Consider the following 25,500-nt stretch of genomic DNA (forward strand, 5'->3'; position numbering starts at 1 on the left):
ATCCGCACGGTGCCCACCCTCCGGTCGGGAGCGCGCTGGCGTCCAGGTCCTGGACCGCGTCGGCTCGCTCGCTCCGCTCGCGCTCATTCATGATGTAGCACTACTTCCGCAGCTCGATGACGGTCTTGCCGATGCGGATCGGCGCGCCCAGCGGAACGGGCGTCGGGGTGGTCAGGCGGGTCCGGTCGAGATACGTGCCGTTCGTGGACCCGAGATCCTCGACGATCCACTGGCCGTCACGGTCCGGGTAGATCCTGGCATGCCTGCTGGAGGCGTAGTCGTCGTCAAGGACGATGGTCGAATCGTGTGCCCGGCCCAGCGAGATCGTCTGCCCCTGCAGCGCGACGGTGGTGCCCGTGAGGGTGCCCTCCGAGACGACCAGCTTGGTGGGGGCGCCACGACGCTGGCGGCCGCCGCTCTGCTGGCGCTGTGGCGGCGGCGCGGCCTGCTGGCGGGCCGCTTGGCGGCCGCCCTCACGGCGCGAACCGCGCTGGGTGACGCGCGTACCGAACAGGTCGCTGCGAATGACCTGGACGGCCACGATCACGAACAGCCACAGAACGGCCAGGAAACCCAGCCGCATGACCGTCAGGGTCAGCTCTGACATTGCCCCCGCTTCACCCTTCGGCTTGCCGGTAAATGATGGTGGTGCTGCCCACGACGATCCGCGAGCCGTCGCGGAGCGTAGCGCGGGTGGTGTGCTGCCCGTCTACCACGATGCCGTTGGTAGACCCGAGATCCTGGATCGTCGAGGGCGTTCCGGTCCGGATCTCACAGTGCCGGCGCGAGACGCCGGGGTCGTCGATCCGCACATCGGCGTCGGTGCTGCGACCCAGCACCAGCGTCGGGCGGGAGATCTGATGGCGGTTGCCGTTGATCTCAATCCAGCGCCGCACTTGCGCGCCCGGGGAGCCGGAGCCCGGCCCCTGCGGCCGCGCGGCCGCCGGAGCGGCTCCGCGGCCCGCACCCGCGCCGGGAGGCGGCGCGGCGGGCATGGGAGGGGCGCCCGAGGGGCCCTGCGGATAGCCGTGGCCGCCGCGGGGGCCCTGGCCCGCGCTCGTGGGGCCGCCGCCTGGGGCGGCGGGCCCGCCGGGGCCCGCGGGGCCACCGGGAGCGGGGTCGGGAGTCTGCGAGGTGCTGGACGCGAGCGTGCGGCTGCGCACCCGGTAGAGGCCCGTGTCCAGGTCCTCCGCCTTCTCCAGGTGGACCTTGATGGGTCCCATGAAGCTGTACCGCTGCTGCTTCGCGTACTCACGCACCATGCCGGAGAGCTCGTCGCCGAGCTGTCCGGAGTACGGGCTCAGGCGCTCGAAGTCGGGCGCGCTGAGCTCCACGATGAAGTCATTGGGAACGACGGTCCGCTCGCGGTTCCAGATCGTCGCGTTGTTGTCGCACTCGCGCTGCAGGGCGCCGGCGATCTCGACGGGCTGGACCTCGGACTTGAACACCTTGGCGAAGGTGCCGTTGACCAGACCTTCGAGTCGCTGCTCGAACTTCTTCAGGACTCCCATGGGGCACCTCCTCCGTCGTTGTCATCCTCGTACTGCTTACTGATCGTATCCACGCGCCGGGAAATCAGGTGGTTCCCCCTGTCCGCCCGGACCACGAGTGTCGCCCCTCACAAGGCATGCCCGCACTGGTCTTCCGCGATCCTCAGGGTTCCCTCAGGGGTGACCCGGGGCTCCGCCCGGGTTCGCTCCGCCGATCCTCCGGGATCGGTCAGGGCTCCCGCGGGAACCGTCCTGAGTCCCGCGTCGGAGGCGTGGCCGACGGCTCGGTCCGGGCTCGCTCCGCGCCTGGTGCCGCGCTCCGCTCGGGGCTACTTCCGCGCTCCTCCTGGGCTCCTTGTGGGCTCCTTCCGGGTCCCGGGCCTGGCCTGGCTCGGGCCTCCTCCTACTTCCTCTTACCAGGGATCGTAGAGGGGGTCCCAAGACAGTGTCCCGCACGCGGCTGTGGACCTAGGAGGAGGACTTGACGTCCGCCTTGGTTGCGTCGGGCGGGTGGTTCGGCCGGTTCTGTTCGAGCGGAGCCCTGCGCGGAGGCCTGTGCGGGGGCTAGATGGGGGCGGGGTGGCATCGGGGCGGGGACGGGCCGCGATCGGGCCGGGGCGGCTGGTGAGGACGGGGTACGACACGTCCGCGCAGGCTGTCGGTACGTCCCCGGGTGCCGTGCGGGTGCCCCCGAATACGGATGTGAATCCACCCTCTCCAGCGTGCTAATCTTCTGGATGTCGGCAGGCGCTCGCACCAACCAGTGAGAGACCCAAAGACAACACCCATGCGCGGGTGGCGGAATAGGCAGACGCGCTGGATTCAGGTTCCAGTGCCCGAAAGGGCGTGGGGGTTCAACTCCCCCCTCGCGCACAGAGAAGAACCGATGAACGGGTCTTCACCAAGGACGAAAGTCCTGGTGGAGGCCCGTTTCTCGTGGTGGTGACACTTTCAGGGCCCCGACGGTGAGCTATCTCACGATCAGGGCCCGCGCGTATTTCTTGCCCTCCTCAGGTCATCTACGCGCTTGTCGCGGTCCGGCCGCGCGGCAATCGATCGGTCGGGTGATCACGGGCTCGTGAAGAGCGCGCGCGCTGCCGAGACCACCGCTTCGGGGTGTTCCTCGTGGACGTAGTGGCCGCAGCCGTCCACCACCTCGACCCGCAGCCGCGGCGCGCGCACCGGATCCTCGGTCAGTACGCCCGGCGGCAGCATGAAGTCCGCGTCGCCGCCCAGGACCACCGTCGGGGTGTGCAGCCGGAGCCCCTTGTACCGGCCCAGCACCAGCCGGGAGATGTCCCGCAGGGCGAAACCCCGGTGCAGCGCCTCACCGGCCCGCGCCCGGCCCGGCTCCCGGCTCGACGCGACGAACCCGGCCAGCACGTCCGGCTCCCACACGGCCTGGTCCACCACGCCCTTGCGCAGCAGGTACCGGGTCAGGCCCGGCCGCCTGCGCAGTACCCACCGGCCGAGCAGCGGCTGCTCCAGGAGCGCCGTGTACCAGAACCGCCAGGCCTGCGGCATGAGGCGGCGGTGCAGCGGCCACGGATGCATCATGTTGAGCGCCAGGTGGTGGCTGAAGCGCTCGGGCGCGCGCAGGCAGGCGTGGAACCCGGCCCAGGCGCCCCAGTCGTGCCCGATCAGCCGCACCCGGTCCAGGCCCAGCGCGTCCAGCAGCGCGAGGACGTCGTCGACCCGGCTGTCGGTGTCGTACCCCTTGGCCGGTGCCTCCGACCAGCCGAAGCCGCGCAGGTCCGGGCAGATCAGCCGGTACTCGCCCGCGAGCCGCGGAATGATCCGGCGCCAGGCGTACCAGTGCTGCGGGAATCCGTGCAGCAGCAGGACCGGCTCCGCGTCCGCGTCCCCGGCCTCCGCCATGTGCAGGCGTACGCCCCGCACGTCCCTGTAGTGGTGGCGCACGCCTGCCAGGTGTGGCATCTCGCCCGCGTCCACCTCGTCCGCGATCGAAGTCATGGCGAACCTCCTTGAAGTGCGGTTGGTTGTCGGGGTGTCAGGAGGCGGCGGGTGGGGAGAAGGTTCCGTTGGATTTGGAGGGGGTGGGGGATGAATTCGGCTGACTCGGGTGCGGGTGCGGGTGCGGGTGCGGGTGCGGGTGCGGGTGCGGATGCCGATGTTGGGGTTGGGGTTGGGGTTGGTGAGGGCGTGGGCCAGGGTGGGCGGGATGCCGCCGAGGAGGTTCACGTCACTCCGTGGGCCGCCGCTGAGCCGCTGGTCGTGGCGGCGCGGTCCGGTGACGTGCTGGCGCTCAACGACCTGCTCGAACTGCTCACTCCGTACGTGAGCCGACTCTGCCGTCCCATCGCCCTGACGGACACGGCGGACGCGGTGCAGGAAGCGCTGATCGCTGTCTTCAGGGGACTGCCGAAACTCAAGGATCCGCGCTCGCTGTACGCCTGGGTGCGCACGATCGCCGTACGTGAGGCGGTACGTGTCGCCCGGCGTGCCTCCCGGGAGGTCCCTGTACCGGTCGACGACTGCGACGGAATCGTCGGCCTACTGGGCACGCGAACCACTACGGAGATCGCCTCCGAAGTGCACGACGTGCTGCGTCGGCTCTCCTCCGAACACCGGGCCATCCTGGTCCTGCGGGAGTTGGAGGGCCTGGACGAGAAGGCGGCGGGTGAGTTGCTGAACGTATCGATCGGAACGGTGAAGTCCCGGTTGCACCGGGCCCGCGACAACTTCCGGAAGGCGTGGGTGCGGTGAACGGGGATGCGATGGAAGCCGATCGGTCGACGGGCGGGCTCGACCCGGTCCGCAGGCTCCGGGTGCTGGCGGCGGGCCTGAACTCGGTGATGTACGCGGAGGCTTACCTCGACGTGCCCTTCGCGGAGGTGTGGGCGGTGGCCGGGGATCTGGAGGGTGAGCTGCCGCACCTCATTCCGTCGATACGGGCGTTTCGGCTGGAGGAAGGGGGAGCGGGGGGTGCCGCGGAGGGCGGTCGTGATCGGTGGCGGGCCGTGGCGCACGGCCCGCTGGGGCATGCCGCCGACTTCGACGTACTGCTGCAGTCGGGCTGGTGCCTGATGCAGAGCCGGATGGTGATCGGCGGGATGGCCGCTGTGGCGGAGGGCGCGGGGACGCGCTTCGCTGTTCTGGGCGGGGCCCGGCCCGGCTGGCTCCGCGGTGGCCTCTCCCCGCTGCGGCCGATCGGACGCGGGAGGGGGGCCCGCATGATCGACAGGACTCGTCGGCGCGTGGCGGTGCGGCGCGGAGAGGTCGCGGGAGGTAGGGCCTGAGCTGGGGTTTTGCCTGGCTCGGTGGGAGGTGCGGGGAGAGTTATCCACAGGCTGTGACGGGAATTCGCCCGCGGCGGTACCGTCGGTGTCAGTTGATTTCGCGGGCCCGGCGATCGAGTTCGGGGGGCCCGGTGGTGGTCGGGTTGTCGGCAAACAGGGGGGCGATGGGTGTGGGCGGCGACGGTATGGCGTTCGCGGGGGTCGAGCAGCCGGGCGTGCGGCGGCTGCCGCGTGTGGAGGGGTTCGCGCACTGGCCCGGAGGCGGGGCGGCGGGGGTGTCCGGTTCGTCCGGGGGCGCCGGGTCGGCCGGGTCCGTCGTACCTGCGCAGCCCAAGCAGGAGGGCAAGAACCTGCGGGGACGCACCCCGCGCACCGCGCACGCGGAGTTCGTGGAGGACGACCACCGTCCCGACCCCGTCTCCGTCATCGAGGAGACCAACCGGGGGCGGCTCGCCGAGCTGACGCCGCTGCGGGTGGCCAGGATGGCCGCGTCCCCCTTCGCCTTCCTGCGCGGCTCCGCCGGACTCATGGCGTACGACCTCGCCCGCACCCCGCTCACCGGCATCGGCGCCCAGATATGCGGCGACGCCCACGCGGCCAACTTCGGTCTCTACGGGGACGCGCGCGGCGGCCTCATCATCGACCTGAACGACTTCGACGAGACGGTGCACGGGCCGTGGGAGTGGGACGTCAAGCGTCTCGCCACCTCCCTCGTCCTGGCCGGACGGGAAGCGGGCGCCAAGGAGGACACCTGTGCCGAGGCGGCCTACGACGCGGTGGGTGCCTACCGCCGCACGATGCGCCTCCTCGCCAAGCTCCCCGTACTGGACGCCTGGAACGCGATCGCCGACGAGGAACTGGTCTCCCACACCGACGCCCGCGACCTGCTCGGCACCCTCGACCGCGTCTCCGAGAAGGCCCGGCAGAACACGAGCGCCCGCTTCGCCGCCAAGTCCACCGAGCCGGTCCCGGACGCCGGGGCCCCGGCGGGCGGCGTCACGCCCCGGCGCTTCGTCGACGCGCCCCCGGTGCTGCGGCGGATACCGGACGAGGAGGCGGCGGCGGTCGCCGCAGCCCTCGGTGAGTACCGCACCACCCTGCCGGAGGACCGCCTCCCCCTCCTCGCGAGGTACTCCATCCAGGACGTCGCCTTCCGCGTCGTGGGCACCGGCAGCGTCGGACTGCGCTCCTATGTGGTGCTGCTCCTCGACCACCGGGGGGAGCCGCTGGTCCTCCAGGTCAAGGAGGCCGGGCCCTCCGCGCTGCTGCCGCACCTGCCGGTGGCCGGCTTCAAGGAGCAGGAGAGCGAGCACGAGGGTCGGCGGGTGGTGTTCGGCCAGAAGCGCATGCAGGTCGTCAGCGACTTCCTGCTCGGCTGGACGACGATCTCCGGACGGCCTTTCCAGGTACGGCAGTTCAGGAACCGCAAGGGCAGCGTGGACCCGGCCGCACTCGCCGCCGACCAGCTCGACGACTACGGCCGCATGACCGGCGCCCTGCTCGCCCGCGCCCACGCGCACAGCGCCGACCCCCGGCTCATCTCCGGGTACTGCGGCAAGAACGACGAGCTGGACGAGGCCGTGGCCGCCTTCGCAGTGACGTACGCGGACCGCACGGAGGCCGACCACGCCCACCTGGTCGCCGCGGTGCGCGAGGGGCGGCTGCGGGCCTCGGACCAGGGAGCCGTGACCCCGGGAGCTGTGGCCTAGGCTGGACAGGTGACGACCCCGGAAGCCGAGCCGACGAGCCCTGAGACGCCCGAGCAGCCGCACGAGGCGGTGGCGGATGGCCGGGCCGATGCCGGTGCGCGGCCCGAGGAGCGGCTTGAGAAGGCCGTGCGCGTCGCCGAGCAGGCGCTGATCGAGTACGAGATCGCCGTGGAGACGTTCCGGGTCGAGGTGGAGAACTTCTCCCGGCTGCATCACCAGAAGCTCGGCCCGATGTACTCGCGCCTGGACGAGCTGGACGCCCTGATCGCCGAGGCCGTGGCGGCGCGGTCCGGTGACCCGGAGGACCTGCGCAAGGCGGACGAGGCGCGGGCGCGGGTGCTGCCGATGCCGGCGGTCGAGGAGCTGTTCCACGGCTGGATGGACGGCGACGGCCTTTTCCCCGAGGCCGCCGCGATGCTCACCGAGCAGGCCGTCCGGCCGCCGCAGCGGGTGCGGCCGAGCGACGAGGTCCGCAAGCTCTACCGGGAGCTGGTCCGCAAGGCCCACCCCGACCTCGCGCAGGACGAGAAGGAGCGCGGGCGCCGCGACGAGTTCATCACCCGCGTGAACGCCGCGTACGGCCGTGGTGACGAGGCGCTGCTGCGGGAGTTGCTCGCCGAGTGGGCGGCGGGTCCGGTGCCCGAGGAGCTGCGGCCCACGCCGAGCGAGGAGCTGTACGCCCGGCTCGAATGGCTCGCCCGGCGCAAGGAGCTGCTCTCGGTCGTGGCCCGGGAGCTGGAGGAGAGCGCGATCGGGTCGATGCTCAAGCTGGCGCCCGACGATCCGGACCGGCTTCTGGAGGAGATCGCCGAGCAGCTGCTGGCCCAGGTCGCGGAGCGCGAGGCGGAGCTGGAGCGGCTGACTGCCTGAGCGCCTGAGCGCCTGAGCGGGACGGCGGGTTGTGCCCTGTGGGTGGGCGGCGGTGGGGCGGTGGCGGTCGGGTAGCGTCGGGTGCATGGAATTCGGATCTGGTGTGCCCACGGTCACGGTCGGCGACCTCTCGGACGGAGACTTCCTGCTGGACGTCCGCGAGGACGATGAATGGCAGGCGGGTCACGCGCCGGAGGCGCTGCACATCCCGATGAGCGACTTCGTCGCCCGCTTCGGAGAGCTGACCGAGGCGGCGCCGCAGGACGGCAAGGTGAACGTCATCTGCCGGTCCGGCGGCCGTTCCGCCCAGGTGACCATGTACCTCGCGCAGCAGGGCATCGACGCGGTGAACGTCGACGGCGGCATGCAGGTCTGGGAGGCCTCGGGCAAGGCCGTCGTCGATGAAAAGGGCCAGCCCGGCACGGTGATCTAGCCCGGTCGGGGTCCGTGGCCCGGCGTGGCCCCGCCCGGCGTGGGTGTGGTGCGGCCGTCGTCGCCCGGTCGCGAGCCATCGCTTCAGCTGTGTGAGCTGGCGCCTCGGCTGGGTGAGCCGTCGCCTCAGTTCCGTGAGCTGGCGCCTCGGCTGCGTGAGCCGTCGCCTCAGCTGAGGGAGTGTGCCGCCAGCAGGTCGCCGAGGGCGTCCTCGTGTGCCGCTGCCGGGCCGAGCGCGAGCTCCAGGTGCTTGGCCCAGGCGTGGTAGCGGTGCAGGGGGTAGTCGGTGTCGGCGCCGAAGCCGCCGTGCAGGTGCTGTGCGGTCTGCACCACCCGACGAACGCCGTCCGACGCCCAGATCTTGGCCACCGCCACATCCCCGGAGACCGGGAGCGGCCCGCCGTTGCCCGCGCCCGCGCGGTCCGGTGAGCTGAGCCGCCAGGCTGCCTGCCAGAGGGTGACCTCCATGGCGCGCAGGTCGATGTAGCGGTCGGCGGCCTGCATGGCGACCGCCTGGAAGGTGGCGACCGGGAACCCGAACTGCTCGCGTTTGCCGGTGTATTCACTCGTCATGCCGAGCACGCCCGTACCGAGTCCGAGCGCGAGCGCGCAGGTGCCGGTCGCGAGCAGGTCCCGGAGGAAGTCCCAGGCGCCCTCCGCCGTGATCACGTCCCGGGCGCCGACCCGCACCGCGTCCAAGCGCAGTTCGCCGAGCCGCTCCCCGCTCGTGGAGAACTGCTCGGCGAGGGCGAGCCCGGACAGCCCGCACGCGACGAGAGCGAGGACGGCGCGGCCGTCGGGGGTCGTGGCGGGCACGACGGTGATGTCGGCGTCGTAGGCCCAGGGGACGCCGGTCTGGAGGCCGTCCAGGATCCAGTCGTCGCCGTCGGGGCGCGCGGTGACGGCGAGTTCGGCGCCGTCGTGGCCGGTGCGGCCGTTCGCGGCGACGGTCAGGACGGTCCCGCCGCACGCGGCCGACTCCAGGACGACCTGCTTCAACTCGTCGCCGCCGTAGATCTGAACGGCGTACGCGGCCGCACAGCTCTCGAGCAGCGGGACACGCGCCAGCACCTTCGCCGACTCGCGCAGCACCAGGCAGAGCGCGATGGGGTCCAGGCCCGACCCGCCGTACTCGGGTGCCATCAGCAGGCTGAGCAGGTCGGCGTCGGCGAGCTTGGCCCACAGCGCGCGGTCGAAGTCCTCGGCGACGGCCCGGGGGGTGAGGGCGGGGCTGGGCACGCCGTCCGGCGCGACCCCGGCGAAGACCGCCTTGGCCGCCTCGAGAGCCGCCTGCTGCTCCTCGGAGAAGGTGAAGTCCACTGCTTGTCCCTCCGCACCGGCCGGTTCGGTCTCGTCGGCTCCGCCTCAGTTTCTGACGGGTCGTCAAGATAGAACACGTTCTATGGGAAGGGAACAGCCGCGGCGGTGGTCCGGCGTCGGGCCCCGCGTGGTGGGCCGCTCAGCGGTCGAAGTCCAACTCCACCTTGTCCGTGGTCGGATGCGACTGGCACGCCAGCACATAGCCGGCCTCGGTCTCCTCCGGCTCCAGCGCGAAGTTCCGGTCCATGCGGACCTCGCCGGACACCTTGAACGCCCTGCACGTACCGCACACTCCGCCCTTGCAGGCGAACGGCGCGTCCGCGCGGTTGCGCAGCACCGTGTCGAGCAGGGACTCCCCCGCCTGCACCGGCCAGGTGCCGGAGCGGCCGTCGAGGGTGACCGTGACCGTGCTGTCCGCCGGAGCGGGCACCGCCGGAGCCGACGTGAGGCCGTCGTCCACGTGGAATATCTCCTCGTGGATGCGCCGCCGCGCCACTCCCAGCGCCCGCAGCGTCCGCTCCGCGCCCTGCACCAGGCCGTAGGGCCCGCACAGGAACCAGCCGTCGACCTCCTCGACCGGCAGCAGCGCGGGCAGCAGCCGTGCGAGGCGCTCCTCGTCCAGACGGCCCGAGTTGAGCCCCGCCTGCTGCTCCTCGCGGGAGAGCACCGTCACCAGCTGGAAGCGGTCCGGCCAGCGGTCCTTCAGGTCGGCGACCTCGTCGAGGAACATCGTGGACGCGGCCGTGCGGTCGCTGCGTATCAGACAGAACTCGGCGTCCGGCTCGCGCTCCAGGAGCGTCGTGACGATGGAGAGCACCGGCGTGATCCCACTGCCGCCGACCACCGCGGCATACCTCCCCGGAGCCGGATCCAGGGTGAAGCGGCCCGCCGGTGTCATCACCTCCAGCTCGTCCCCGACGACGACATCCTTGCGCGCGTACGTCGAGAAGGCGCCGCCCTCCACCACACGCACCCCCACCCGCAACCGCCTCGGCTCGCCGGGAGCTCGGGGGTGCGGGGCCGGGGAGCAGATCGAGTACGTACGCCGGATCTCCGTGCCGTCGACGACGCGGCGCAGGGCGAGGTGCTGGCCGGGGGCGTACCGATACTCCTCGCGCAGGTGCGGTGGCACCTCGAACGTCAGCGTCACGGCGTCGTCGGTGAGCTCCTCGACGGCCGCCACACGGAGCGGGTGGAAGCGCGCCATCACAGCTCCTTGAAGTGGTCGAAGGGCTCCCGGCAGGTGACGCAGCGGCGCAGCGCCTTGCAGGCGGTGGAGGAGAAGCGGCTGAGCAGTTCGGTGTCCGTCGAGCCGCAGTGCGGGCAGCGGACCGTGAGGGTGAGCGGGATCGGTCCGTCGGCGGCGTGCGGGCGGGGCGGCGCGATGCCGAACTCCGCGAGCTTGCGGCGGCCTTCGGCGCTGATGTCGTCCGTCGACCAGGCGGGGGAGAGCACCGTGCGCACCGTGACATCGTCCCGGCCGTCCTCGCGCAGCACCTGCTCTATGTCCGCGCTCATGGCCTCGATGGCGGGGCAGCCCGTGTACGTCGGGGTCAGCTCGACGTCCACATGGCCGGTGCCGCTGACCCGGACGGAGCGGAGCACGCCCAGCTCGGCGAGGGTGAGGACGGGCAGCTCGGGGTCGGGCACGGAGCCCGCGAGGGCGTGCAGCCTGGCCTCAAGGGCGGTGGGCGCGGGGGCCGTTGTCGGCTCGGCGGGGGCCGTGGTCACCATGACGCCCCCGGGTGGCTGCGGTGCAGGTGCTGCATCTCGGCGAGCATCCGGCCGAACGACTCCGTGTGCAGGCCCTCGCGTCCGGCGCCGGCCGTCCAAGCCCCGCTCTGCGGGCCCTCGGGCACGGTGAGCGTCGCCTTCTCGAGCACGTCGGTGACCGTGGCCGTCCACTGCTCCCGCAGGGCCTCCCGGTCGAGGTCGAGACCGGCCACGGGTGCGAACATCTCCTCGGTGAAGCGCCAGAGCGCGTCCACGCCGCGCTGCATCCGCTCATGGCTCTCGGCCGTGCCGTCGCCGAGCCGGAGCGTCCACTGCTCGGCGTGGTCCTGGTGGTAGGCGACCTCCTTGACGGCCTTCGCGGCGAGCGGCGCCAAGGGGCTTTCGGCCGCCGCCAGTTGGCCGTACATGAGGTTCTGGTACACGGAGAAGTACAGCTGGCGGGCGATGGTGTGCGCGAAGTCGCCGTTCGGCTGCTCGACCAGCTGGAGGTTCCGGAAGGAGCGCTCCTCGCGCAGATACGCCAGCTCGTCCTCGTCGCCCGCCAGGGAGAGCAGCACCCGGGCCTGGCCGAGCAGGTCCAGGGCGATGTTCGCCAGGGCCACCTCTTCTTCGAGGACGGGGGCGTGGCCCGCCCACTCACCCAGGCGGTGCGAGAGCACCAGGGCGTCGTCGCCCAGGGCGAGGGCCGCGGTGTGGACGGCGGGGGCATCGGAGGCCGGGGCGGCGGCGGGCGGGGTCGCGGCGGCCGACGGCGCTGGGGTCATGGGCGCGGAGGTCACAGGTGCTTCACTCCTTCCGGGATGTCGTAGAACGTCGGGTGACGGTAGGGCTTGTCGGCGGCGGGCTCGAAGAAGGAGTCCTTCTCGTCCGGCGAGGAGGCGGTGATCTGCGCGGACGGCACGACCCAGAGGGAGATGCCCTCGTTCCTGCGGGTGTACAGATCCCGGGCGTTGCGCAGGGCCATCTCGGCGTCCGGGGCGTGCAGGCTGCCCGCGTGCGTGTGGGACAGGCCGCGGCGCGAGCGCACGAACACTTCCCACAGCGGCCATTCGGTCGAGCCGGTCATGCGGTCGCCTCCTTGCGCTCGCTCTGCTTGGCGGCGTACGTGGCCGCCGCCCCACGCACCCAGGCGCCCTCTTCGTGGGCTCGCTTGCGCTGCGTGATCCGCTGGTCGTTGCACGGGCCGTTGCCCTTGAGGACCGACCAGAACTCGCTCCAGTCGATGGGGCCGAAGTCGTGCTGCCCCCGCTCCTCGTTCCACTTCAGGTCCGGGTCGGGGAGCGTCAGGCCGAGCGACTCTGCCTGGGGGACGCAGATGTCCACGAAGCGCTGGCGCAGCTCGTCGTTCGAGTGGCGCTTGATCTTCCAGATCATGGACTGCTCGGAGTGCGACGACTCCGCGTCCGGCGGGCCGAACATCATCAGCGACGGCCACCACCAGCGGTCCACGGCGTCCTGGGCCATCGCGTGCTGCGCCTCGGTGCCGCGGCTCAGGGCGAGCAGCAGTTCGTACCCCTGGCGCTGGTGGAACGACTCCTCCTTGCAGACGCGGACCATCGCGCGGGCATAGGGGCCGTACGAACACCGGCACAGCGGGACCTGGTTGGTGATCGCCGCGCCGTCCACGAGCCAGCCGATGGCTCCTACGTCCGCCCAGGTCAGGGTCGGGTAGTTGAAGATCGATGAGTACTTCTGGCGGCCCGAGTGGAGCTTGTCGAGCAGGTCGTCCCGGCTCGCGCCGAGCGTTTCCGCGGCGCTGTACAGATACAGGCCGTGGCCCGCCTCGTCCTGGACCTTGGCCATCAGGATCGCCTTGCGGCGCAGGGACGGCGCGCGCGTGATCCAGTTGGCCTCGGGCTGCATGCCGATGATCTCGGAGTGGGCGTGCTGCGCTATCTGGCGCACGAGCGTGGCGCGATAGGCGTCCGGCATCCAGTCACGCGGCTCGATGCGCTCGTCGGCCGCGACGGCCGCGTCGAAGGCCGACTCCAGCACCGCGGTGTCCACGGCGCTGTCCACGGCGGCGGCCGCGGGCTTGTGCGGTGCCGTGGTGAGCGGCTGGTGTGCTGTCGCCATCTCGGTCCCCCTCGACCTCGGGCAGTGTCTTCGCAACTCTCGTCCTGCCGGTGTGCCTCTGCACCGGCATTCCGGCATTCCGTCGAACCCGCCGACCGACCGATCGTTCGGTTCATTGGAATTCAATGGTGCGGCGCCTCGCCATAAGGTGTCAACCCTGTGGATAACCTCCGGGACGCTGGGCCTGGCGGGCGGGCCTGAGTACGGTTCCGGCGGCAGGGTTCGGTCGTGGGGTCGAGGAACGGGGCGAGATGGACGGGTACGACAAGGATGTGGGCGGCGAGCCCGCCGGGTCCGACGCCGCGCCCACGGCCTCCGGCGCCGCCCCCACCGCCTCGGACGCCGCGCCCACGGGCCCCGGCGCCGCACCCGCCCGTACCGGCATCGCACCCGCCCGTACCGGCATCGCCGCCCTCTCCCGCCCCTCGCAGGTCGTCGCCGCCCTCGTCCTCGCCGTGGTCGTCGCCACCGTCTGCGTCCACGTCGGGATGGTGTTCCTGCACGTGGCGCCGTCGAACACCGTCACCAAGGAACACGGCCGGACCGTCGACGACTGGATCTATCCGGAGTTCGAGCAGAACTGGAAGCTGTTCGCGCCGAACCCGCTTCAGCAGAATGTGTCGGTGCAGGTCCGCGCGCAGATCCGGACCGCGGACGGGGTCGGCAGGACCACGCGCTGGTACGACCTTTCCGCGCAGGACGGCGCCGCCATCGACCACAACCTCCTGCCGAGCCACACGCAGCAGAACGAGCTGCGCCGCGGCTGGGACTTCTTCGTCTCCACGCACGACGCGCAGAATCGTCCCACCGGTCTGCGCGGCGAACTGTCGGAGCGCTACATCCGCCGCATCGTGCTGCTGCGCCTGCACCGGCACGAGCCGCTCGCCCGCGGGGAGACGTTCGACCAGGTGCAGGTGCGCTCACGGACCACGGGCGTACAGCCGCCGGAGTGGAGCGACGAGAAGATCACCACCAAGCCCGTGCTGCGCGTGCTTCCGTGGTGGTCGGTCACGCCGGGCGACCTGCCGCTGGTCGGCGAGGACCGCGCGCGCAGAGACGTGGCCGTGGAACAGAAGAGGAGCGTCCGGTGATCCGTCTCGACCCGCTCGCTCGGGGCGTGCAGCGTGTCACGGCCCAGGCCCTCGGCCCGTACCAGACCGCGGTGGTCCGTATCGGCTTCGCCGCCACCTGGCTGCTGTTCCTGCTGCGTGAACTGCCGCACCGGCGTGAGCTGTACGGGCCCGACGGCCCCTGGAGCTGGGACATGGCCCAGCAGCTCATCTCCGCCAACGACGCCTTCACGGCGCTGATGTGGTCGGACGGCCGGGTGTGGTTCGAGATCGTCTACTTCCTCGCGATCGGCTCCAGCGCCCTGCTGCTGGTCGGCTGGCGCACCCGCACCATGTCCGTGCTGTTCATGATCGGCGTGCTGTCCCTGCAGAACCGCAGCATCTTCATGGGGGACGGCGGCGACAACGTCATCCATCTCATGGCGATCTACCTGGTCTTCACGCGGTGCGGCCAGGTCTGGTCCCTGGACGCGCGCCGTGCGGCACGCGCGCGTGCCGCACGGCTCGACCACGGGGATGACGGCGGCCCTGGTGATGGTGACAGCCGTGGGGACGAGAGCATCCGCGAGGACGACGGCGCTCGCGTGGGCGGGGGTGACCGGGTCGGTCCCGCCCTGTGGTGGGTGCTCGGCCTCGCCCTGTCCGTGGTGACGTTCATGGGGGAGCTCAGCTGGTTCTGGCTGCTGCTGTTCTGGGGGCTGTGGGTCGCGCACGGGCTGTGGTGGGTCGCCGGGCGGCGCGCGCCGGACGGTGAGGCGCGTGTGCTGCTCGACGTCGTCGCCAATCTCGCCCACAACGCCGCCCTGTTGGTGATCATGGTCGAGGCATGTCTGATCTATGCCACGGCGGGCTGGTACAAGATCCAGGGCAGTCGCTGGCAGGACGGGACGGCCGTCTACTACCCGCTCCAGCTCGACTACTTCTCGCCCTGGCCCGCGCTCGCCGACCTGCTGACCTCGCACGGCGTCCTGGTGATGCTGGTGACGTACGGGACGGTCGCCGTGCAGGTCGCCTTCCCGTTCACGCTGTTCAACCGGCGCGTCAAGAACGTGCTGCTCGCGGTGATGATCTTCGAGCACGCCGTCATCGCCGTCGTCCTGGGGCTGCCGTTCTTCTCGCTCGCGATGATCGCGGCCGACGCGGTCTTCCTGCCCACGTCGTTCCTGCGGCGCCTCGGCGGCTGGGTGGCCCGCACGCGCAAGAGGCTGCTCTCACGGGTGCCGCGGCTCTCCCGCACGGAGGCGTCGCCGGGGCCGCCCGGGGAGGAACACACCCGGGATGCCACCGAGCACGCGCGCGTAGGCTTCGGTGCGTGAGCGGTGGTGGCGGTACGGGTCGAGGCAAGAGTGGCGGTAGTGGGCGGTAGTGGCGATGAGCGGTAGTCGTACGGAGGGCGCGGGCGACTGCGGTCCGGAGCGCGGGGAGCCGACCGATCCGGTCGGTGTCTGGCACGGCCTCGCCGACGTCTCCGTACTCCTCGACGGCTTTCACGCCCTGAAGCACGCGCTTCGCTTCGGCGCCCGTATCCCCGTCGCCCTGACCAGCGACAAGGCCGGTGTACTCGGCCTTGCGCAGGACTTGGCGCCGGATGTGTCGGACGCGCTCGACGCGTTGCTCGCCGAGACCGACGACGCGACGTTGCGCGCCCTCGTGCCCCGGCTGCACCCCACGGCCGTGGCCGCTTTGGCGGTACGCCCGTCACGTGCCGCCAACCTGGCGGCGCTGGAGCGCACGCCCAGGGCCGCCCCTGTCGTCGTCCTGGACGACCCGCGCAACCTCGGCAACGCCGGGGCGGTGATCCGGCTCGCGGCGGGCTTCGGCGCGACGGGAGTCGTGACGACCGGCACGCTCGACCCCTGGCACCCCACGGTCGTGCGCGGCGGCGCGGGCCTGCACTTCGCGACGGCCGTGGAGCGCGTGGACGTCGGGGAACTGCCCAAGGGGCCCCTGTTCGCCCTCGACGCGGAGGGCGAGGACATCCGGGGCGTCGAGATCCCGGATGACGCCGTGCTGGCCTTCGGGTCCGAGCGCAGCGGCCTCTCGGCCGAACTGCGCGCCCGGACCGACCACTTGGTGTCGCTGCCGATGCGGCCGCAGGTGTCGAGCTACAACCTCGCCACGAGCGTCGCGATGGCGCTCTTCCACTGGTCGTCGGGCATGCCCCCGAAGGCCCAGGCCTGAGCCCGCTCCCTCGGGGGCCGTGGCGCCGCCCGGCTCACGCCTCCTTGCGGATCTCCACCACGCGGAAGCGGTTGGCCACGAACGCGCTGTCGCACAGCGCGGCGTTCGCCGCCGGGTTGCCGCCGGAGCCGTGGAAGTCCGAGAACGCCGCCGTCTGGTTCACATAGACGCCGCCCGTGAGGTTCAGCGACAGCTGGGCGCTCTCCTCCAGGCAGGTCTCCTCGACGGCCGAGGACACCTCCGCGGACGTCGTGTACGCCCCGACGGTCATCGCGCCCTTCTCGCGCACCGTGCGCCGCAGCAGCTCCACCGCGTCCGCCGCCGAGTCGACCGCGACGGCGAAGGAGACCGGGCCGAAGCACTCGCTGAGGTAGGCCGCCTCGGCGTCCGGCTTGGCGCCGTCGAGCTTGACGATCACCGGGGTGCGCACCACGGCGTCGGGGAACTCCGGGTTGCTGACCTGCCGTGAGGCGAGGGCGACTTCGCCGATTCCGGGGGCCGCGTCCAGGCGGGCCTTCACGTCCGGGTTGACCAGGGCGCCGAGGATGCCGTTGGCCCGGGCCTCGTCACCGAGGAGGCCGTCCACCGCGCCCGCGAGGTCCGCGACCACCTCGTCGTACGACTTCGCGCCCGCGTCCGTCGCGATGCCCTCGCGGGGGATCAGGAGGTTCTGCGGGGTCGTGCACATCTGGCCGCTGTACAGCGACAGGGAGAAGGCCAGGTTCGACAGCATTCCCTTGTAGTTGTCGGTCGACTCGACGACGACCGTGTTGACGCCCGCCTTCTCCGTGTAGACCTGCGCCTGGCGGGCGTTGGCCTCCAGCCAGTCGCCGAAGGACGTCGAGCCCGTGTAGTCGATGATCTTGATCTCGGGGCGGGTCGCGAGGGTCTTGGCGATGCCCTCGCCGGGCCGCTCGGCGGCCAGCGCGACCAGGTTCGGGTCGAAGCCCGCCTCGGCCAGGACCTCGCGGGCGACGCGCACCGTCAGGGCGAGCGGCAGCACCGCGCGCGGGTGCGGCTTGACCAGGACGGGGTTGCCGGTGGCCAGGGAGGCGAACAGGCCGGGGTAGCCGTTCCACGTCGGGAAGGTGTTGCAGCCGATCAGGAGGGCGATGCCGCGCCCGACCGGCGTGAAGCGCTTGGTCAGGGCGAGCGGGTCGCGCTTGCCCTGGGGCTTGGTCCACTCCGCGTTGTCGGGGGTGCGGGACTGCTCCGCGAATGCGTACGCCGCCGCTTCGAGGCCGCGGTCCTGGGCGTGCGGGCCGCCGGCCTGGAACGCCATCATGAAGGCCTGGCCACTGGTGTGCATGACCGCGTGCGCGAACTCGTGCGTGCGGGCGCTGATGCGCGACAGGATCTCCAGACAGACCATGGCGCGGGTCTCCGCGCCCGCGTCGCGCCAGGCGCGCATCCCGGCGCGCATGGCGGGCAGCAGGGTGTCCACGTCCGGATGCGGATACGTGATGCCCAACTCGGGGCCGAACGGCGAGGTCTCCGCGCCCGTCCAGTCGTCGGTGCCCGGCTGGTCGAGGTCGAATCGGCTGTTCAGGAGGGCCTCGAAGGCCGCCTTGCCCTCGGGCAGGCTCAGGCTTCCGTTCTCCCCGTAGGCCTTGGGGTGTTCGGGGTGCGGCGACCAGTACGCGCGCGTGCGGATCGTCTCCAGCGCCTGGTCGAGGGTGGGCCGGTGCTTGGCGATCAGCTGGTGCGCGGTGAGTTCGGCGGCCATGAGGGACCAACTCCTCGTCGAGTCAGCTCTCCTTCGAGCTGGCGAGCTGGGCAGGGGCAGTGGGCAGGAACAGCTGGACAGAGCTAGAGTAACCGAACGATCGGTCGGTACAAGGGGGTCTGCCGAACCTGTGGAAAACCTCCCCCCGGCCGCCCCGAACCCCTGGCCAAGACCCCCTGTTTCCCGGCCGACACCCCCGTGCGGGAGGATCGCGAGCATGACAGCACTCGATCTCAGCGGCCCCGTCGCCGTGGTCGGCACCGGCACCATGGGCCAGGGCATCGCCCAGGTCGCGCTGGTGGCGGGCCATCCCGTGCGTCTTTACGACGCCGCGCCCGGCTTCGCGAAGACGGCGGCCGCCGCGATCACCGCCCGCCTCGACCGCCTCGTGGAGAAGGGCCGCCTCGATGCCGCCGCCCGCGACGCCGCGACCGGCCGCCTGAGCGCCGTCGAGGACCTCGCGGGACTCGCCGGATGCGACCTCGTCGTCGAAGCCGTCCTGGAGCAACTGGACGTCAAACAAAGGCTGTTCCAGGACCTGGAGGAGGTCGTCGCCGAGAGCTGTCTGCTGGCGACGAACACCTCGTCCCTGTCCGTGACCGCTGTCGCGGGCGCGCTGAAGCACCCCGGCCGCTTCGTCGGACTGCACTTCTTCAACCCCGCCCCGCTGCTGCCCCTGGTCGAGGTCGTCAGCGGCCACGCCACGGACGAAGCGGCGGCCACGCGCGCGTACGACACCGCGAAGGCCTGGGGCAAGACGCCGGTGCGCTGCGCCGACACCCCCGGGTTCATCGTCAACCGCGTCGCCAGGCCCTTCTACGCCGAGGCGCTGCGCCTGCACGAGGAGCGGGCCACCGACCCCGCGACGATCGACGCGGTGCTGCGCGAGTGCGGCGGCTTCAAGATGGGCCCCTTCGAACTCACCGACCTCATCGGCCAGGACGTCAACGAAGCCGTCACACGCTCGGTCTGGGAGTCGTTCTTCCAGGACCCCAAGTTCACCCCGTCCCTCGCCCAGCGCCGCCTCGTCGAGTCACGGCGCCTGGGACGCAAGTCGGGACAGGGCTGGTACGCGTACGGGGACGGCGCCGAGAAGGCCGAGCCGCACACGGCGGCGCCCGCGCCGGCGCCGGAGTCCGTCGCCCTGCACGGCGAGTTGTTCCAGGCCGCCGCGCTGGTCCCGCTCATCGAGGCCGCCGGGGTCCGTGTCGAGGCCGGGGACGCCGCGTACCCGGACTTTCCCGGCTGGATCGAACTGCCCAGCGGCGTCCGCCTCCGCCTCGCCGACGGCTCGTCCGCCGACGCCGCCGCGGAGCCCACCATCCAGTTCGACCTGGCGCTCGACTACGCCTCGGCCACCAGGATCGCCCTGGCCCCCGGGGCCCGCGTGAGCGAGCAGGCCCTCGGCGAGGCGGTGGGGCTCTTCCAGGCGCTCGGCAAGAAGGTCAGCGTCGTGGGCGCCGCCCCGGGGCTGATCGTGGCCCGTACGGTCGCCCTGCTCGTGGACTTCGCGCACGACGCCGTGGCGCGCGGTGTGGCCGCCGCCGACGACATCGACACCGCCATGCGCCTGGGCGTGAACTACCCGCGCGGACCGCTCTCCTGGGGAGCGGCACTTCGTACGTACTGGGTGGCGGACTTCCTCGACAGCATGCACGGCGAGTACCCCACGGGGCGCTACGCCCCCTCACAGGCGTTGCGCCAGGCGGCCGCGCGGGAGGAGCACTCATGACCACGGCCCGGCGTGACACGTACACCCCGGAGACCCTCCTCGAGGTCGCCGTGCGGGTCTTCAACGAGCGCGGCTACGACGGCACGTCCATGGAGCACCTCTCCAAGGCGGCCGGTATCTCCAAGTCGTCGATCTACCACCATGTGGCGGGCAAGGAGGAGTTGCTGCGCCGTGCGGTGAGCCGGGCGCTCGACGGCCTCTTCGGGATCCTCGCCGAGGAGCACGCGCGCGAGGGCAGCGCGGTGCGACGCCTGGAGTACGTCACGCGCCGCACCGTCGAGGTCCTGGTCGCCGAGCTGCCCTATGTGACGCTGCTGCTGCGCGTGCGCGGCAACACGGACACCGAGCGGTGGGCCCTGGAGCGGCGCAGGGAGTTCGACCACGAGGTCGCCGGGCTGCTCAAGGAGGCCGTCGCGGACGGCGACCTGCGCTCGGACGTCGAGCTGCGGCTCGCCACCCGGCTGCTCTTCGGAATGATCAACTCCATCGTGGAGTGGTACCGGCCGGACGCCCACAACGCCGCGAGCGGCCAGGAAGTCGCCGACGCGGTCGTGCAGATGGCCTTCGCGGGGCTGCGCACCGACGGCTGACCAGCGGCTGTCGGGGGTCGAGGGCGCCCGGGTGCCGCATCGCGCGGGCGCCGGGCGTCAGCCCTCCGCCTCCAGGTCGTCCTCTTCGAAGACCAGCAGTGTGCGCGTGCTGAGGACCTCAGGCATGGCCTGGAGACGCGTGAGGACCAGCTCGCGCAGCGCCCGGTTGTCCGGCGTGTGCACCAGGAGCAGGACGTCGAAGTCCCCGCTGACCAGCGCGATGTGGGACGCGCCCGGCAGGGTCCGCAGCTGCTCGCGCACCGTGCGCCAGGTGTTCTGGACGATCTTCAGGGTGATGTAGGCGGAGGCGCCCTGGCCGGCCCGCTCGTGGTTGATGCGGGCGCCGAAACCACGGATGACGCCGTCCTCGATGAGGCGGTTGATGCGCGCGTAGGCGTTCGCCCGCGAGACATGCACCCGCTCGGACACGGAGCGTATCGAGGCGCGACCGTCCGTGTGCAGGATCTGCAGGATGTCGCGGTCGATGGCGTCCAGCGGGCGGGGCTGGGGTTCCGGACGCCCCGCCGCGTTCCCGTCAGCCATTCGTTCAGGTGCCATGTCCCCCCGCCTCCCTACCATGGACGTACTGCGTCCATCCCAGGCTGTGGAGAACCGTTTGTCCACAGCCTGGAGGTGCCTGTAGCCAAAATGTGCCGACGACCGAACAATCGGTAGGTGAGGCGCATCACATCGTCGCGCCTCTGTTGCCGCTCCCACGAGGAGATCGCTTCCCACCAGGAGGTGCCGTCATGACGGTCATGGAGCAGCGGGGCGCCTACCGGCCCGCCCCGCCCCCCGCATGGCAGCTCAGGACCGACCCCGCGCCGCTGCTGCCGGACGCCGAGCCGTATCGCGTGCTCGGCACCGACGCCGCGCGCGAGGCGGACCGGGAGCTGCTTCTCCGCCTCCATGGCGAGCTCGTGCGCGGCCGGCGGTACAACACGCAGGCGACCGCCCTGACCAAGCAGGGCAGGCTCGCCGTCTATCCGTCGAGCACCGGCCAGGAGGCGTGCGAGATCGCCGCCGCGCTCGCCCTGCGCGAGCAGGATTGGCTGTTTCCCAGCTATCGCGACACCCTCGCGGCGGTCGCCCGCGGCCTCGACCCGGTGGCGGCCCTCACGCTGCTGCGCGGCGACTGGCACACCGGCTACGACCCGCGGGAGCACCGCATAGCGCCCCTGTGCACCCCCTTGGCCACCCAGCTCCCGCACGCCGTCGGCCTCGCCCACGCCGCGCGCCTGAAGGGTGACGACGTGGTCGCGCTCGCCATGGTCGGCGACGGCGGCACCAGTGAGGGCGACTTCCACGAGGCGCTGAACTTCGCCGCGGTCTGGCAGGCGCCCGTGGTCTTCCTCGTGCAGAACAACGGCTTCGCGATCTCCGTGCCGCTCGCCAAGCAGACGGCCGCGCCGTCCCTGGCCCACAAGGCCGTCGGGTACGGCATGCCCGGCCGTCTGGTCGACGGCAACGACGCGGTCGCGGTGCACGAGGTCCTCTCCGAAGCGGTGCGGCGCGCCCGTGAGGGCGGCGGCCCCACGCTCATCGAGGCCGTCACGTACCGGATGGAGGCGCACACGAACGCCGACGACGCCACGCGCTACCGCCAGGACGCGGACGTCGAGGCCTGGCAGGACCACGACCCGATCCTCCTCCTGGAGCGCGAACTCACCGAGCGCGGCCTGCTCGACGAGGACCGCAGGCGCGCGGTCCGCGAGGACGCGGAGGCGATGGCCGCGGACCTCAGGGCCCGGATGAACCAGGACCCGGTCCTCGACCCCATGGACCTGTTCACGCACGTGTACGCCGAGCAGACCAGCCAGCTGCGGGAGCAGGCGGCCCAGTTGCGGGCCGAGCTCGAGGCCGAGAACGAGCCGGACGGAGCGGGACGATGACCACTGTCGCCGTGAAACCGGCCACCATGGGCCAGGCCCTCGGGCGCGCGCTGCGCGACGCGATGGCCGACGACCCGTCCGTGCACGTCCTCGGCGAGGACGTGGGCACGCTCGGCGGGGTCTTCCGGGTCACCGACGGGCTCGCGAAGGAGTTCGGCGACGACCGCTGCACGGACACCCCGCTCGCGGAGGCGGGCATCCTCGGGGCGGCGGTCGGCATGGCGATGTACGGGCTGCGGCCCGTCGTCGAGATGCAGTTCGACGCGTTCGCGTACCCCGCCTTCGAGCAGTTGATCTCGCACGTGGCGCGGATGCGCAACCGCACCCGGGGCGGCATGCCGCTCCCGATCACCATCCGGGTGCCGTACGGCGGCGGGATCGGCGGCGTCGAGCACCACAGCGACTCCTCCGAGGCGTACTACATGGCGACGCCCGGGCTGCACGTCGTCACGCCCGCCACCGTCGCCGACGCCTACGGCCTGTTGCGCGCGTCCATCGCCTCCGACGACCCGGTCGTCTTCCTGGAGCCGAAGCGGCTCTACTGGTCCAAGGCCGACTGGAACCCGGACGAGCCCGCAAGCGTTGAACCCATCGGGAAGGCCGTGGTGCGGCGCGCGGGCCGCAGCGCGACGCTGCTCACGTACGGCCCGTCCGTGCCCGTCTGCCTGGAGGCCGCCGAGGCGGCGCGGGCCGAGGGCTGGGACCTCGAAGTCGTCGACCTGCGCTCGCTGGTGCCGTTCGACGACGAGACGGTGACGGCGTCCGTGCGGCGCACGGGGCGCGCGGTCGTCGTGCACGAGTCGGGCGGCTTCGGAGGCCCCGGCGGGGAGATCGCCGCGCGCGTCACGGAGCGGTGCTTCCACCACCTGGAGGCGCCGGTGCTGCGGGTCGCCGGGTTCGACATCCCCTATCCGCCGCCGATGCTGGAGCGGCACCATCTGCCGGGCGTCGACCGGATCCTGGACGCGGTGGCACGGCTGCAGTGGGAGGCGGAGAGCTGATGGCGCAGGTCCTCGAGTTCAAGCTGCCCGACCTCGGCGAAGGCCTCACGGAGGCGGAGATCACCCGCTGGCTGGTGCGGGTCGGCGACGTCGTCGAGGTGGACCAGCCGGTCGTGGAGGTGGAGACCGCCAAGGCGATGGTCGAGGTCCCCTGTCCGTACGGGGGCGTGGTGACCGCCCGATTCGGCGAGGAGGGCACGGAACTCCCCGTGGGCGCGCCGCTGTTGACGGTCGCCGTGGGGGCGTCGGTCGCTGACCTGGAGACCGGCGCGGCCGCCTCCGGTACGCGGTCGGGCGCGTCCGCCGACGGCACTCCCGAGGCGGGCGGGGACGAGGCGTCCGGGAACGTCCTCGTCGGGTACGGCACGGCGGCGGCGCCCGCGCGACGGCGCCGGGTGCGGCCCGCGAACGGGGGCACGTCGGGGGCTGCCGGGCAGTCCGGGGGGAGCGGTGCGGACACGGCGTCCGGCGCGAGTTCCGGTGCGGGTGCGGGTGCGGGTGCGGGTTCCGGGGACGCGGGCGACGGCCTCGGCGCCGTCTCCCGCGCGGAGGGCTCACCGGTGACTGTGACGGCGGGGACGGCGGCTGCGGCCGAGGCCGGGCCCGACTCCGGCCCGGGTGCGGCGGCCGCGCGCGGGGACGGCCCGGTCCCCGTGATCTCCCCGCTCGTCCGCAAGCTCGCCCGGGAGAACGGCGTGGACCTGCGGGAGTTGGTGGGATCCGGGCCGGACGGGCTGATCCTGCGGGCCGACGTGGAGTACGCCATGCGGGCCTCGGCGGCGCCGGTCGCGGGTCCGGCGTCGGCGTCCGTGGCGGCACGGGCCGTGGCGTCGGGCATCGGGGCCACCTTCGGGAGCCCCGGGGCGGGCGTCGCCGAGGGCGCGGGGACGCGTGCGCAGTCGGCGGGCGGCGAGCGGGGGGCCGTCGGCGGCGCGCGGTCGGCCGCGGTCCCCGGAGGCGGTACGCGGATTCCCCTGCGGGGTGTTCGCGGTGCCGTCGCCGACAAGCTGGCGCGCAGCCGTCGTGAGATACCGGACGCCACGTGCTGGGTCGACGCCGACGCGACGGAACTGATGGCCGCGCGCCGGGCGATGAACGCGGCGGGCGGACCGAAGGTCTCCCTGCTCGCGCTCCTCGCCCGCGTCTGCACCGCCGCCCTCGCCCGCTACCCGGAGCTCAACTCCACGGTCGACATGGAAGCCCGTGAGATCGTGCGGCTCGACCAGGTGCACCTCGGCTTCGCCGCGCAGACCGACCGCGGACTCGTCGTGCCCGTCGTGAAGGGCGCGCACGCACGCGACACGGAGTCCCTGAGCGCGGAGCTCGCCCGCCTCTCGGACGCGGCAAGGACCGGGACGCTGACGCCGGGGGAACTCACGGGGTCCACGTTCACGTTGAACAACTACGGGGTGTTCGGGGTCGACGGCTCCACGCCGATCATCAACCACCCCGAAGCGGCGATGCTCGGCGTCGGCCGGATCGTGCCCAAACCATGGGTGCACCAGGGCGAGCTGGCGGTCCGTCAGGTAGTCCAGCTCTCGCTCACCTTCGACCACCGGGTGTGCGACGGCGGCACGGCGGGCGGATTCCTGCGGTTCGTCGCGGACTGCGTGGAGCAGCCGGCGGTGCTGCTGCGGTCGGTGTGACGCACGCTCCGGCACGCACCGGGAGCGAGGTGCGGGCCGGAGCGCGGCCGCGGAGGTGGCATTGACCGGGGGTGCGCCCATACTCGGGGGATGACCTCGCGCACAGCTCCGGACACCGCCGCGTTCGACGCCGTCGTGCTCGCCGGCGGGCGCGCCGCGCGGCTCGGCGGCGCGGACAAGCCCGGTGTACGGGTGGGCGGCCGGGCCCTGCTCGACCGGGTGCTCGCGGCGTGCGCCGACGCCGGGACCACCGTCGTCGTCGCGGCGCCCCGGCCCACCGGACGGCCCGTGGAGTGGGCCCGTGAGGAGCCCGAAGGCGGCGGTCCGCTCGCCGCCCTCGACGCCGGGCTGCGCCGCACACACGCCGAGGTGGTCGTGGTGCTCTCCGCCGACCTGCCGTTCCTGCGGCAGGAGACCGTACGCCGACTCGTCGCCACCCTCGCCGCGGCCGACGGCGCGGACGGCGTGCTGCTCACCGACCCCGAGGGCCGGGACCAGCCGCTCGTCGCCGCTTACCGGAGCGGGGCGTTGCGGAGGGAGTTGGCGGGGCTCGGGGGAGGTGGGGCGCCTGCGGCCAGCGGGCCTTCGGGGTCGGCGGGGGCGGGGCGTGCGGCGGGTGTGGCGGGTGTGGCGGGGCTGAGGGGGTCGACGGGGCCTGCTGCTTCTGTTGGACTCGCCGGTATGGCAGGGGCTGCCGGGGCGGAAGAACCCCCTGGTGCAACTGGTGCAAGTGGTGCCCTGAGGCCCGCCAACGTCGTTGGCTCCACGGAG

Annotated in this window: 25 protein-coding genes and 1 tRNA gene; 15 read left to right on the top strand and 11 right to left on the bottom strand. The window is 72.3% G+C overall.

The annotated features are described in order from the left end of the window. Positions 1 to 100: 100 nt before the first annotated feature. Entirely contained in the window at positions 101 to 607 is a 507-nt protein-coding gene (locus ACZ6AA_RS13505) for an FHA domain-containing protein FhaB/FipA (RefSeq protein ID WP_030360578.1), read from the bottom strand. Positions 608 to 617: 10 nt separating this feature from the next. Further along, positions 618 to 1,511: an FhaA domain-containing protein gene (locus ACZ6AA_RS13510; RefSeq protein WP_468481557.1), complete on the bottom strand. Its 894-nt coding sequence runs from the start codon at positions 1,509 to 1,511 to the stop codon at positions 618 to 620. 768 nt (positions 1,512 to 2,279) lie between these two features. Between ACZ6AA_RS13510 and ACZ6AA_RS13515 the strand changes: the two genes are divergently transcribed. Then, a tRNA-Leu gene (locus ACZ6AA_RS13515) sits at positions 2,280 to 2,363 on the top strand. Positions 2,364 to 2,558: 195 nt separating this feature from the next. On the opposite strand, the gene ACZ6AA_RS13520 is transcribed toward ACZ6AA_RS13515, so the two are convergent. Beyond that, positions 2,559 to 3,464: an alpha/beta fold hydrolase gene (locus ACZ6AA_RS13520; RefSeq protein WP_468481558.1), complete on the bottom strand. Its 906-nt coding sequence runs from the start codon at positions 3,462 to 3,464 to the stop codon at positions 2,559 to 2,561. 189 nt (positions 3,465 to 3,653) lie between these two features. Between ACZ6AA_RS13520 and ACZ6AA_RS13525 the strand changes: the two genes are divergently transcribed. The 5 genes from ACZ6AA_RS13525 to ACZ6AA_RS13545 all read left to right on the top strand — a co-directional run bounded on the left by ACZ6AA_RS13525 (position 3,654) and on the right by ACZ6AA_RS13545 (position 7,762). After that, positions 3,654 to 4,217: an RNA polymerase sigma factor gene (locus tag ACZ6AA_RS13525; protein WP_468454013.1), complete on the top strand. Its 564-nt coding sequence runs from the start codon at positions 3,654 to 3,656 to the stop codon at positions 4,215 to 4,217. Between the two features lie 11 nt (positions 4,218 to 4,228). Next, a complete protein-coding gene (locus ACZ6AA_RS13530) occupies positions 4,229 to 4,750 on the top strand; it encodes a hypothetical protein (RefSeq protein WP_468481560.1) in 522 nt (173 codons plus the stop codon). Between the two features lie 164 nt (positions 4,751 to 4,914). Beyond that, positions 4,915 to 6,459, top strand: a complete 1,545-nt coding sequence (locus tag ACZ6AA_RS13535) for a DUF2252 domain-containing protein (protein WP_468481642.1) — start codon at positions 4,915 to 4,917, stop codon at positions 6,457 to 6,459. Positions 6,460 to 6,468: 9 nt separating this feature from the next. Beyond that, the gene (locus ACZ6AA_RS13540) at positions 6,469 to 7,329 is read left to right on the top strand and encodes a J domain-containing protein (protein WP_468454017.1); all 861 of its coding nucleotides are present in this window, start codon (positions 6,469 to 6,471) and stop codon (positions 7,327 to 7,329) included. Between the two features lie 103 nt (positions 7,330 to 7,432). Further along, on the top strand, positions 7,433 to 7,762 hold the full coding sequence (locus tag ACZ6AA_RS13545; protein ID WP_468454315.1) for a rhodanese-like domain-containing protein: 330 nt from the start codon (positions 7,433 to 7,435) through the stop codon (positions 7,760 to 7,762). A gap of 167 nt (positions 7,763 to 7,929) precedes the next feature. Here ACZ6AA_RS13545 and ACZ6AA_RS13550 read toward each other — a convergent pair whose 3' ends face one another. The 6 genes from ACZ6AA_RS13550 to paaA all read right to left on the bottom strand — a co-directional run bounded on the left by ACZ6AA_RS13550 (position 7,930) and on the right by paaA (position 12,891). Beyond that, positions 7,930 to 9,081, bottom strand: coding sequence for an acyl-CoA dehydrogenase family protein (locus ACZ6AA_RS13550; RefSeq protein WP_468454019.1), 1,152 nt, complete (start codon positions 9,079 to 9,081; stop codon positions 7,930 to 7,932). Between the two features lie 139 nt (positions 9,082 to 9,220). Then, on the bottom strand, positions 9,221 to 10,288 hold the full coding sequence (paaE, locus tag ACZ6AA_RS13555; RefSeq protein WP_471458023.1) for a 1,2-phenylacetyl-CoA epoxidase subunit PaaE: 1,068 nt from the start codon (positions 10,286 to 10,288) through the stop codon (positions 9,221 to 9,223). After that, positions 10,288 to 10,815 carry a 1,2-phenylacetyl-CoA epoxidase subunit PaaD gene (gene paaD, locus ACZ6AA_RS13560; RefSeq protein WP_471458025.1) on the bottom strand — a complete coding sequence of 176 codons (528 nt, stop codon included), beginning with the start codon at positions 10,813 to 10,815 and terminating at the stop codon, positions 10,288 to 10,290. Before paaD ends, paaE begins: the two co-directional genes overlap by 1 nt. Further along, positions 10,809 to 11,579, bottom strand: coding sequence for a 1,2-phenylacetyl-CoA epoxidase subunit PaaC (gene paaC, locus ACZ6AA_RS13565; RefSeq protein WP_471458468.1), 771 nt, complete (start codon positions 11,577 to 11,579; stop codon positions 10,809 to 10,811). The genes paaD and paaC overlap by 7 nt, the downstream gene beginning before the upstream one ends. A gap of 11 nt (positions 11,580 to 11,590) precedes the next feature. Then, positions 11,591 to 11,881 carry a 1,2-phenylacetyl-CoA epoxidase subunit PaaB gene (paaB, locus tag ACZ6AA_RS13570; protein ID WP_471458027.1) on the bottom strand — a complete coding sequence of 97 codons (291 nt, stop codon included), beginning with the start codon at positions 11,879 to 11,881 and terminating at the stop codon, positions 11,591 to 11,593. Next, positions 11,878 to 12,891, bottom strand: a complete 1,014-nt coding sequence (gene paaA / locus ACZ6AA_RS13575) for a 1,2-phenylacetyl-CoA epoxidase subunit PaaA (RefSeq protein WP_471458029.1) — start codon at positions 12,889 to 12,891, stop codon at positions 11,878 to 11,880. The genes paaB and paaA overlap by 4 nt, the downstream gene beginning before the upstream one ends. 251 nt (positions 12,892 to 13,142) lie before the next feature. On the opposite strand from paaA, the gene ACZ6AA_RS13580 reads away from it, so the two are divergent. From ACZ6AA_RS13580 to ACZ6AA_RS13590, 3 genes are read left to right on the top strand one after another with little or no spacing between them, the layout of a single operon-like run. Then, entirely contained in the window at positions 13,143 to 13,982 is an 840-nt protein-coding gene (locus ACZ6AA_RS13580; protein WP_471458031.1) for a DUF5819 family protein, read from the top strand. Then, on the top strand, positions 13,982 to 15,277 hold the full coding sequence (locus tag ACZ6AA_RS13585; protein WP_471458470.1) for an HTTM domain-containing protein: 1,296 nt from the start codon (positions 13,982 to 13,984) through the stop codon (positions 15,275 to 15,277). Before ACZ6AA_RS13580 ends, ACZ6AA_RS13585 begins: the two co-directional genes overlap by 1 nt. Positions 15,278 to 15,332: 55 nt before the next feature. After that, positions 15,333 to 16,142, top strand: a complete 810-nt coding sequence (locus tag ACZ6AA_RS13590) for a TrmH family RNA methyltransferase (RefSeq protein ID WP_468481565.1) — start codon at positions 15,333 to 15,335, stop codon at positions 16,140 to 16,142. Positions 16,143 to 16,176: 34 nt separating this feature from the next. On the opposite strand, the gene paaN is transcribed toward ACZ6AA_RS13590, so the two are convergent. Beyond that, positions 16,177 to 17,868 carry a phenylacetic acid degradation protein PaaN gene (gene paaN, locus ACZ6AA_RS13595; RefSeq protein ID WP_471458042.1) on the bottom strand — a complete coding sequence of 564 codons (1,692 nt, stop codon included), beginning with the start codon at positions 17,866 to 17,868 and terminating at the stop codon, positions 16,177 to 16,179. A 217-nt stretch (positions 17,869 to 18,085) separates the two neighbouring features. Here paaN and ACZ6AA_RS13600 point away from each other — a divergent pair, with 217 nt between their 5' ends. After that, positions 18,086 to 19,600: a 3-hydroxyacyl-CoA dehydrogenase gene (locus ACZ6AA_RS13600; protein ID WP_471458044.1), complete on the top strand. Its 1,515-nt coding sequence runs from the start codon at positions 18,086 to 18,088 to the stop codon at positions 19,598 to 19,600. Further along, positions 19,597 to 20,190, top strand: a complete 594-nt coding sequence (locus ACZ6AA_RS13605; RefSeq protein WP_468454037.1) for a TetR/AcrR family transcriptional regulator — start codon at positions 19,597 to 19,599, stop codon at positions 20,188 to 20,190. The genes ACZ6AA_RS13600 and ACZ6AA_RS13605 overlap by 4 nt, the downstream gene beginning before the upstream one ends. Before the next feature lie 57 nt (positions 20,191 to 20,247). On the opposite strand, the gene ACZ6AA_RS13610 is transcribed toward ACZ6AA_RS13605, so the two are convergent. Further along, complete coding sequence (locus tag ACZ6AA_RS13610; protein WP_468454039.1) at positions 20,248 to 20,748, bottom strand: Lrp/AsnC family transcriptional regulator; 501 nt, start codon at positions 20,746 to 20,748, stop codon at positions 20,248 to 20,250. 191 nt (positions 20,749 to 20,939) lie between these two features. On the opposite strand from ACZ6AA_RS13610, the gene pdhA reads away from it, so the two are divergent. The 4 genes from pdhA to ACZ6AA_RS13630 form a co-directional block, all read left to right on the top strand. Continuing rightward, positions 20,940 to 22,082: a pyruvate dehydrogenase (acetyl-transferring) E1 component subunit alpha gene (pdhA, locus tag ACZ6AA_RS13615; RefSeq protein ID WP_468454041.1), complete on the top strand. Its 1,143-nt coding sequence runs from the start codon at positions 20,940 to 20,942 to the stop codon at positions 22,080 to 22,082. Continuing rightward, positions 22,079 to 23,083: an alpha-ketoacid dehydrogenase subunit beta gene (locus tag ACZ6AA_RS13620; RefSeq protein WP_468454043.1), complete on the top strand. Its 1,005-nt coding sequence runs from the start codon at positions 22,079 to 22,081 to the stop codon at positions 23,081 to 23,083. The genes pdhA and ACZ6AA_RS13620 overlap by 4 nt, the downstream gene beginning before the upstream one ends. After that, on the top strand, positions 23,083 to 24,729 hold the full coding sequence (locus ACZ6AA_RS13625) for a dihydrolipoamide acetyltransferase family protein (RefSeq protein ID WP_471458047.1): 1,647 nt from the start codon (positions 23,083 to 23,085) through the stop codon (positions 24,727 to 24,729). The genes ACZ6AA_RS13620 and ACZ6AA_RS13625 overlap by 1 nt, the downstream gene beginning before the upstream one ends. A 90-nt stretch (positions 24,730 to 24,819) precedes the next feature. Next, positions 24,820 to 25,500, top strand: a 681-nt coding sequence (locus ACZ6AA_RS13630) for a molybdenum cofactor guanylyltransferase (RefSeq protein WP_471458049.1), incomplete at its 3' end; no start/stop codon positions are given.

It is taken from the genome of Streptomyces sp. NPDC040610 (assembly GCF_055594065.1).

Coding starts and splice junctions, on each gene's coding strand:
- ACZ6AA_RS13505 (WP_030360578.1), bottom strand. CDS start 607: ATGTCAGAGCTGACCCTGACGGTCATGCGGCTGGGTTTCCTGGCCGTT.
- ACZ6AA_RS13510 (WP_468481557.1), bottom strand. CDS start 1,511: ATGGGAGTCCTGAAGAAGTTCGAGCAGCGACTCGAAGGTCTGGTCAAC.
- ACZ6AA_RS13520 (WP_468481558.1), bottom strand. CDS start 3,464: ATGACTTCGATCGCGGACGAGGTGGACGCGGGCGAGATGCCACACCTG.
- ACZ6AA_RS13530 (WP_468481560.1), top strand. CDS start 4,229: ATGGAAGCCGATCGGTCGACGGGCGGGCTCGACCCGGTCCGCAGGCTC.
- ACZ6AA_RS13535 (WP_468481642.1), top strand. CDS start 4,915: ATGGGTGTGGGCGGCGACGGTATGGCGTTCGCGGGGGTCGAGCAGCCG.
- paaE (WP_471458023.1), bottom strand. CDS start 10,288: ATGGCGCGCTTCCACCCGCTCCGTGTGGCGGCCGTCGAGGAGCTCACC.
- paaD (WP_471458025.1), bottom strand. CDS start 10,815: ATGGTGACCACGGCCCCCGCCGAGCCGACAACGGCCCCCGCGCCCACC.
- paaC (WP_471458468.1), bottom strand. CDS start 11,579: ATGACCCCAGCGCCGTCGGCCGCCGCGACCCCGCCCGCCGCCGCCCCG.
- paaB (WP_471458027.1), bottom strand. CDS start 11,881: ATGACCGGCTCGACCGAATGGCCGCTGTGGGAAGTGTTCGTGCGCTCG.
- paaA (WP_471458029.1), bottom strand. CDS start 12,891: ATGGCGACAGCACACCAGCCGCTCACCACGGCACCGCACAAGCCCGCG.
- ACZ6AA_RS13580 (WP_471458031.1), top strand. CDS start 13,143: ATGGACGGGTACGACAAGGATGTGGGCGGCGAGCCCGCCGGGTCCGAC.
- ACZ6AA_RS13590 (WP_468481565.1), top strand. CDS start 15,333: ATGAGCGGTAGTCGTACGGAGGGCGCGGGCGACTGCGGTCCGGAGCGC.
- paaN (WP_471458042.1), bottom strand. CDS start 17,868: ATGGCCGCCGAACTCACCGCGCACCAGCTGATCGCCAAGCACCGGCCC.
- ACZ6AA_RS13600 (WP_471458044.1), top strand. CDS start 18,086: ATGACAGCACTCGATCTCAGCGGCCCCGTCGCCGTGGTCGGCACCGGC.
- ACZ6AA_RS13605 (WP_468454037.1), top strand. CDS start 19,597: ATGACCACGGCCCGGCGTGACACGTACACCCCGGAGACCCTCCTCGAG.
- ACZ6AA_RS13610 (WP_468454039.1), bottom strand. CDS start 20,748: ATGGCACCTGAACGAATGGCTGACGGGAACGCGGCGGGGCGTCCGGAA.
- pdhA (WP_468454041.1), top strand. CDS start 20,940: ATGACGGTCATGGAGCAGCGGGGCGCCTACCGGCCCGCCCCGCCCCCC.
- ACZ6AA_RS13620 (WP_468454043.1), top strand. CDS start 22,079: ATGACCACTGTCGCCGTGAAACCGGCCACCATGGGCCAGGCCCTCGGG.
- ACZ6AA_RS13625 (WP_471458047.1), top strand. CDS start 23,083: ATGGCGCAGGTCCTCGAGTTCAAGCTGCCCGACCTCGGCGAAGGCCTC.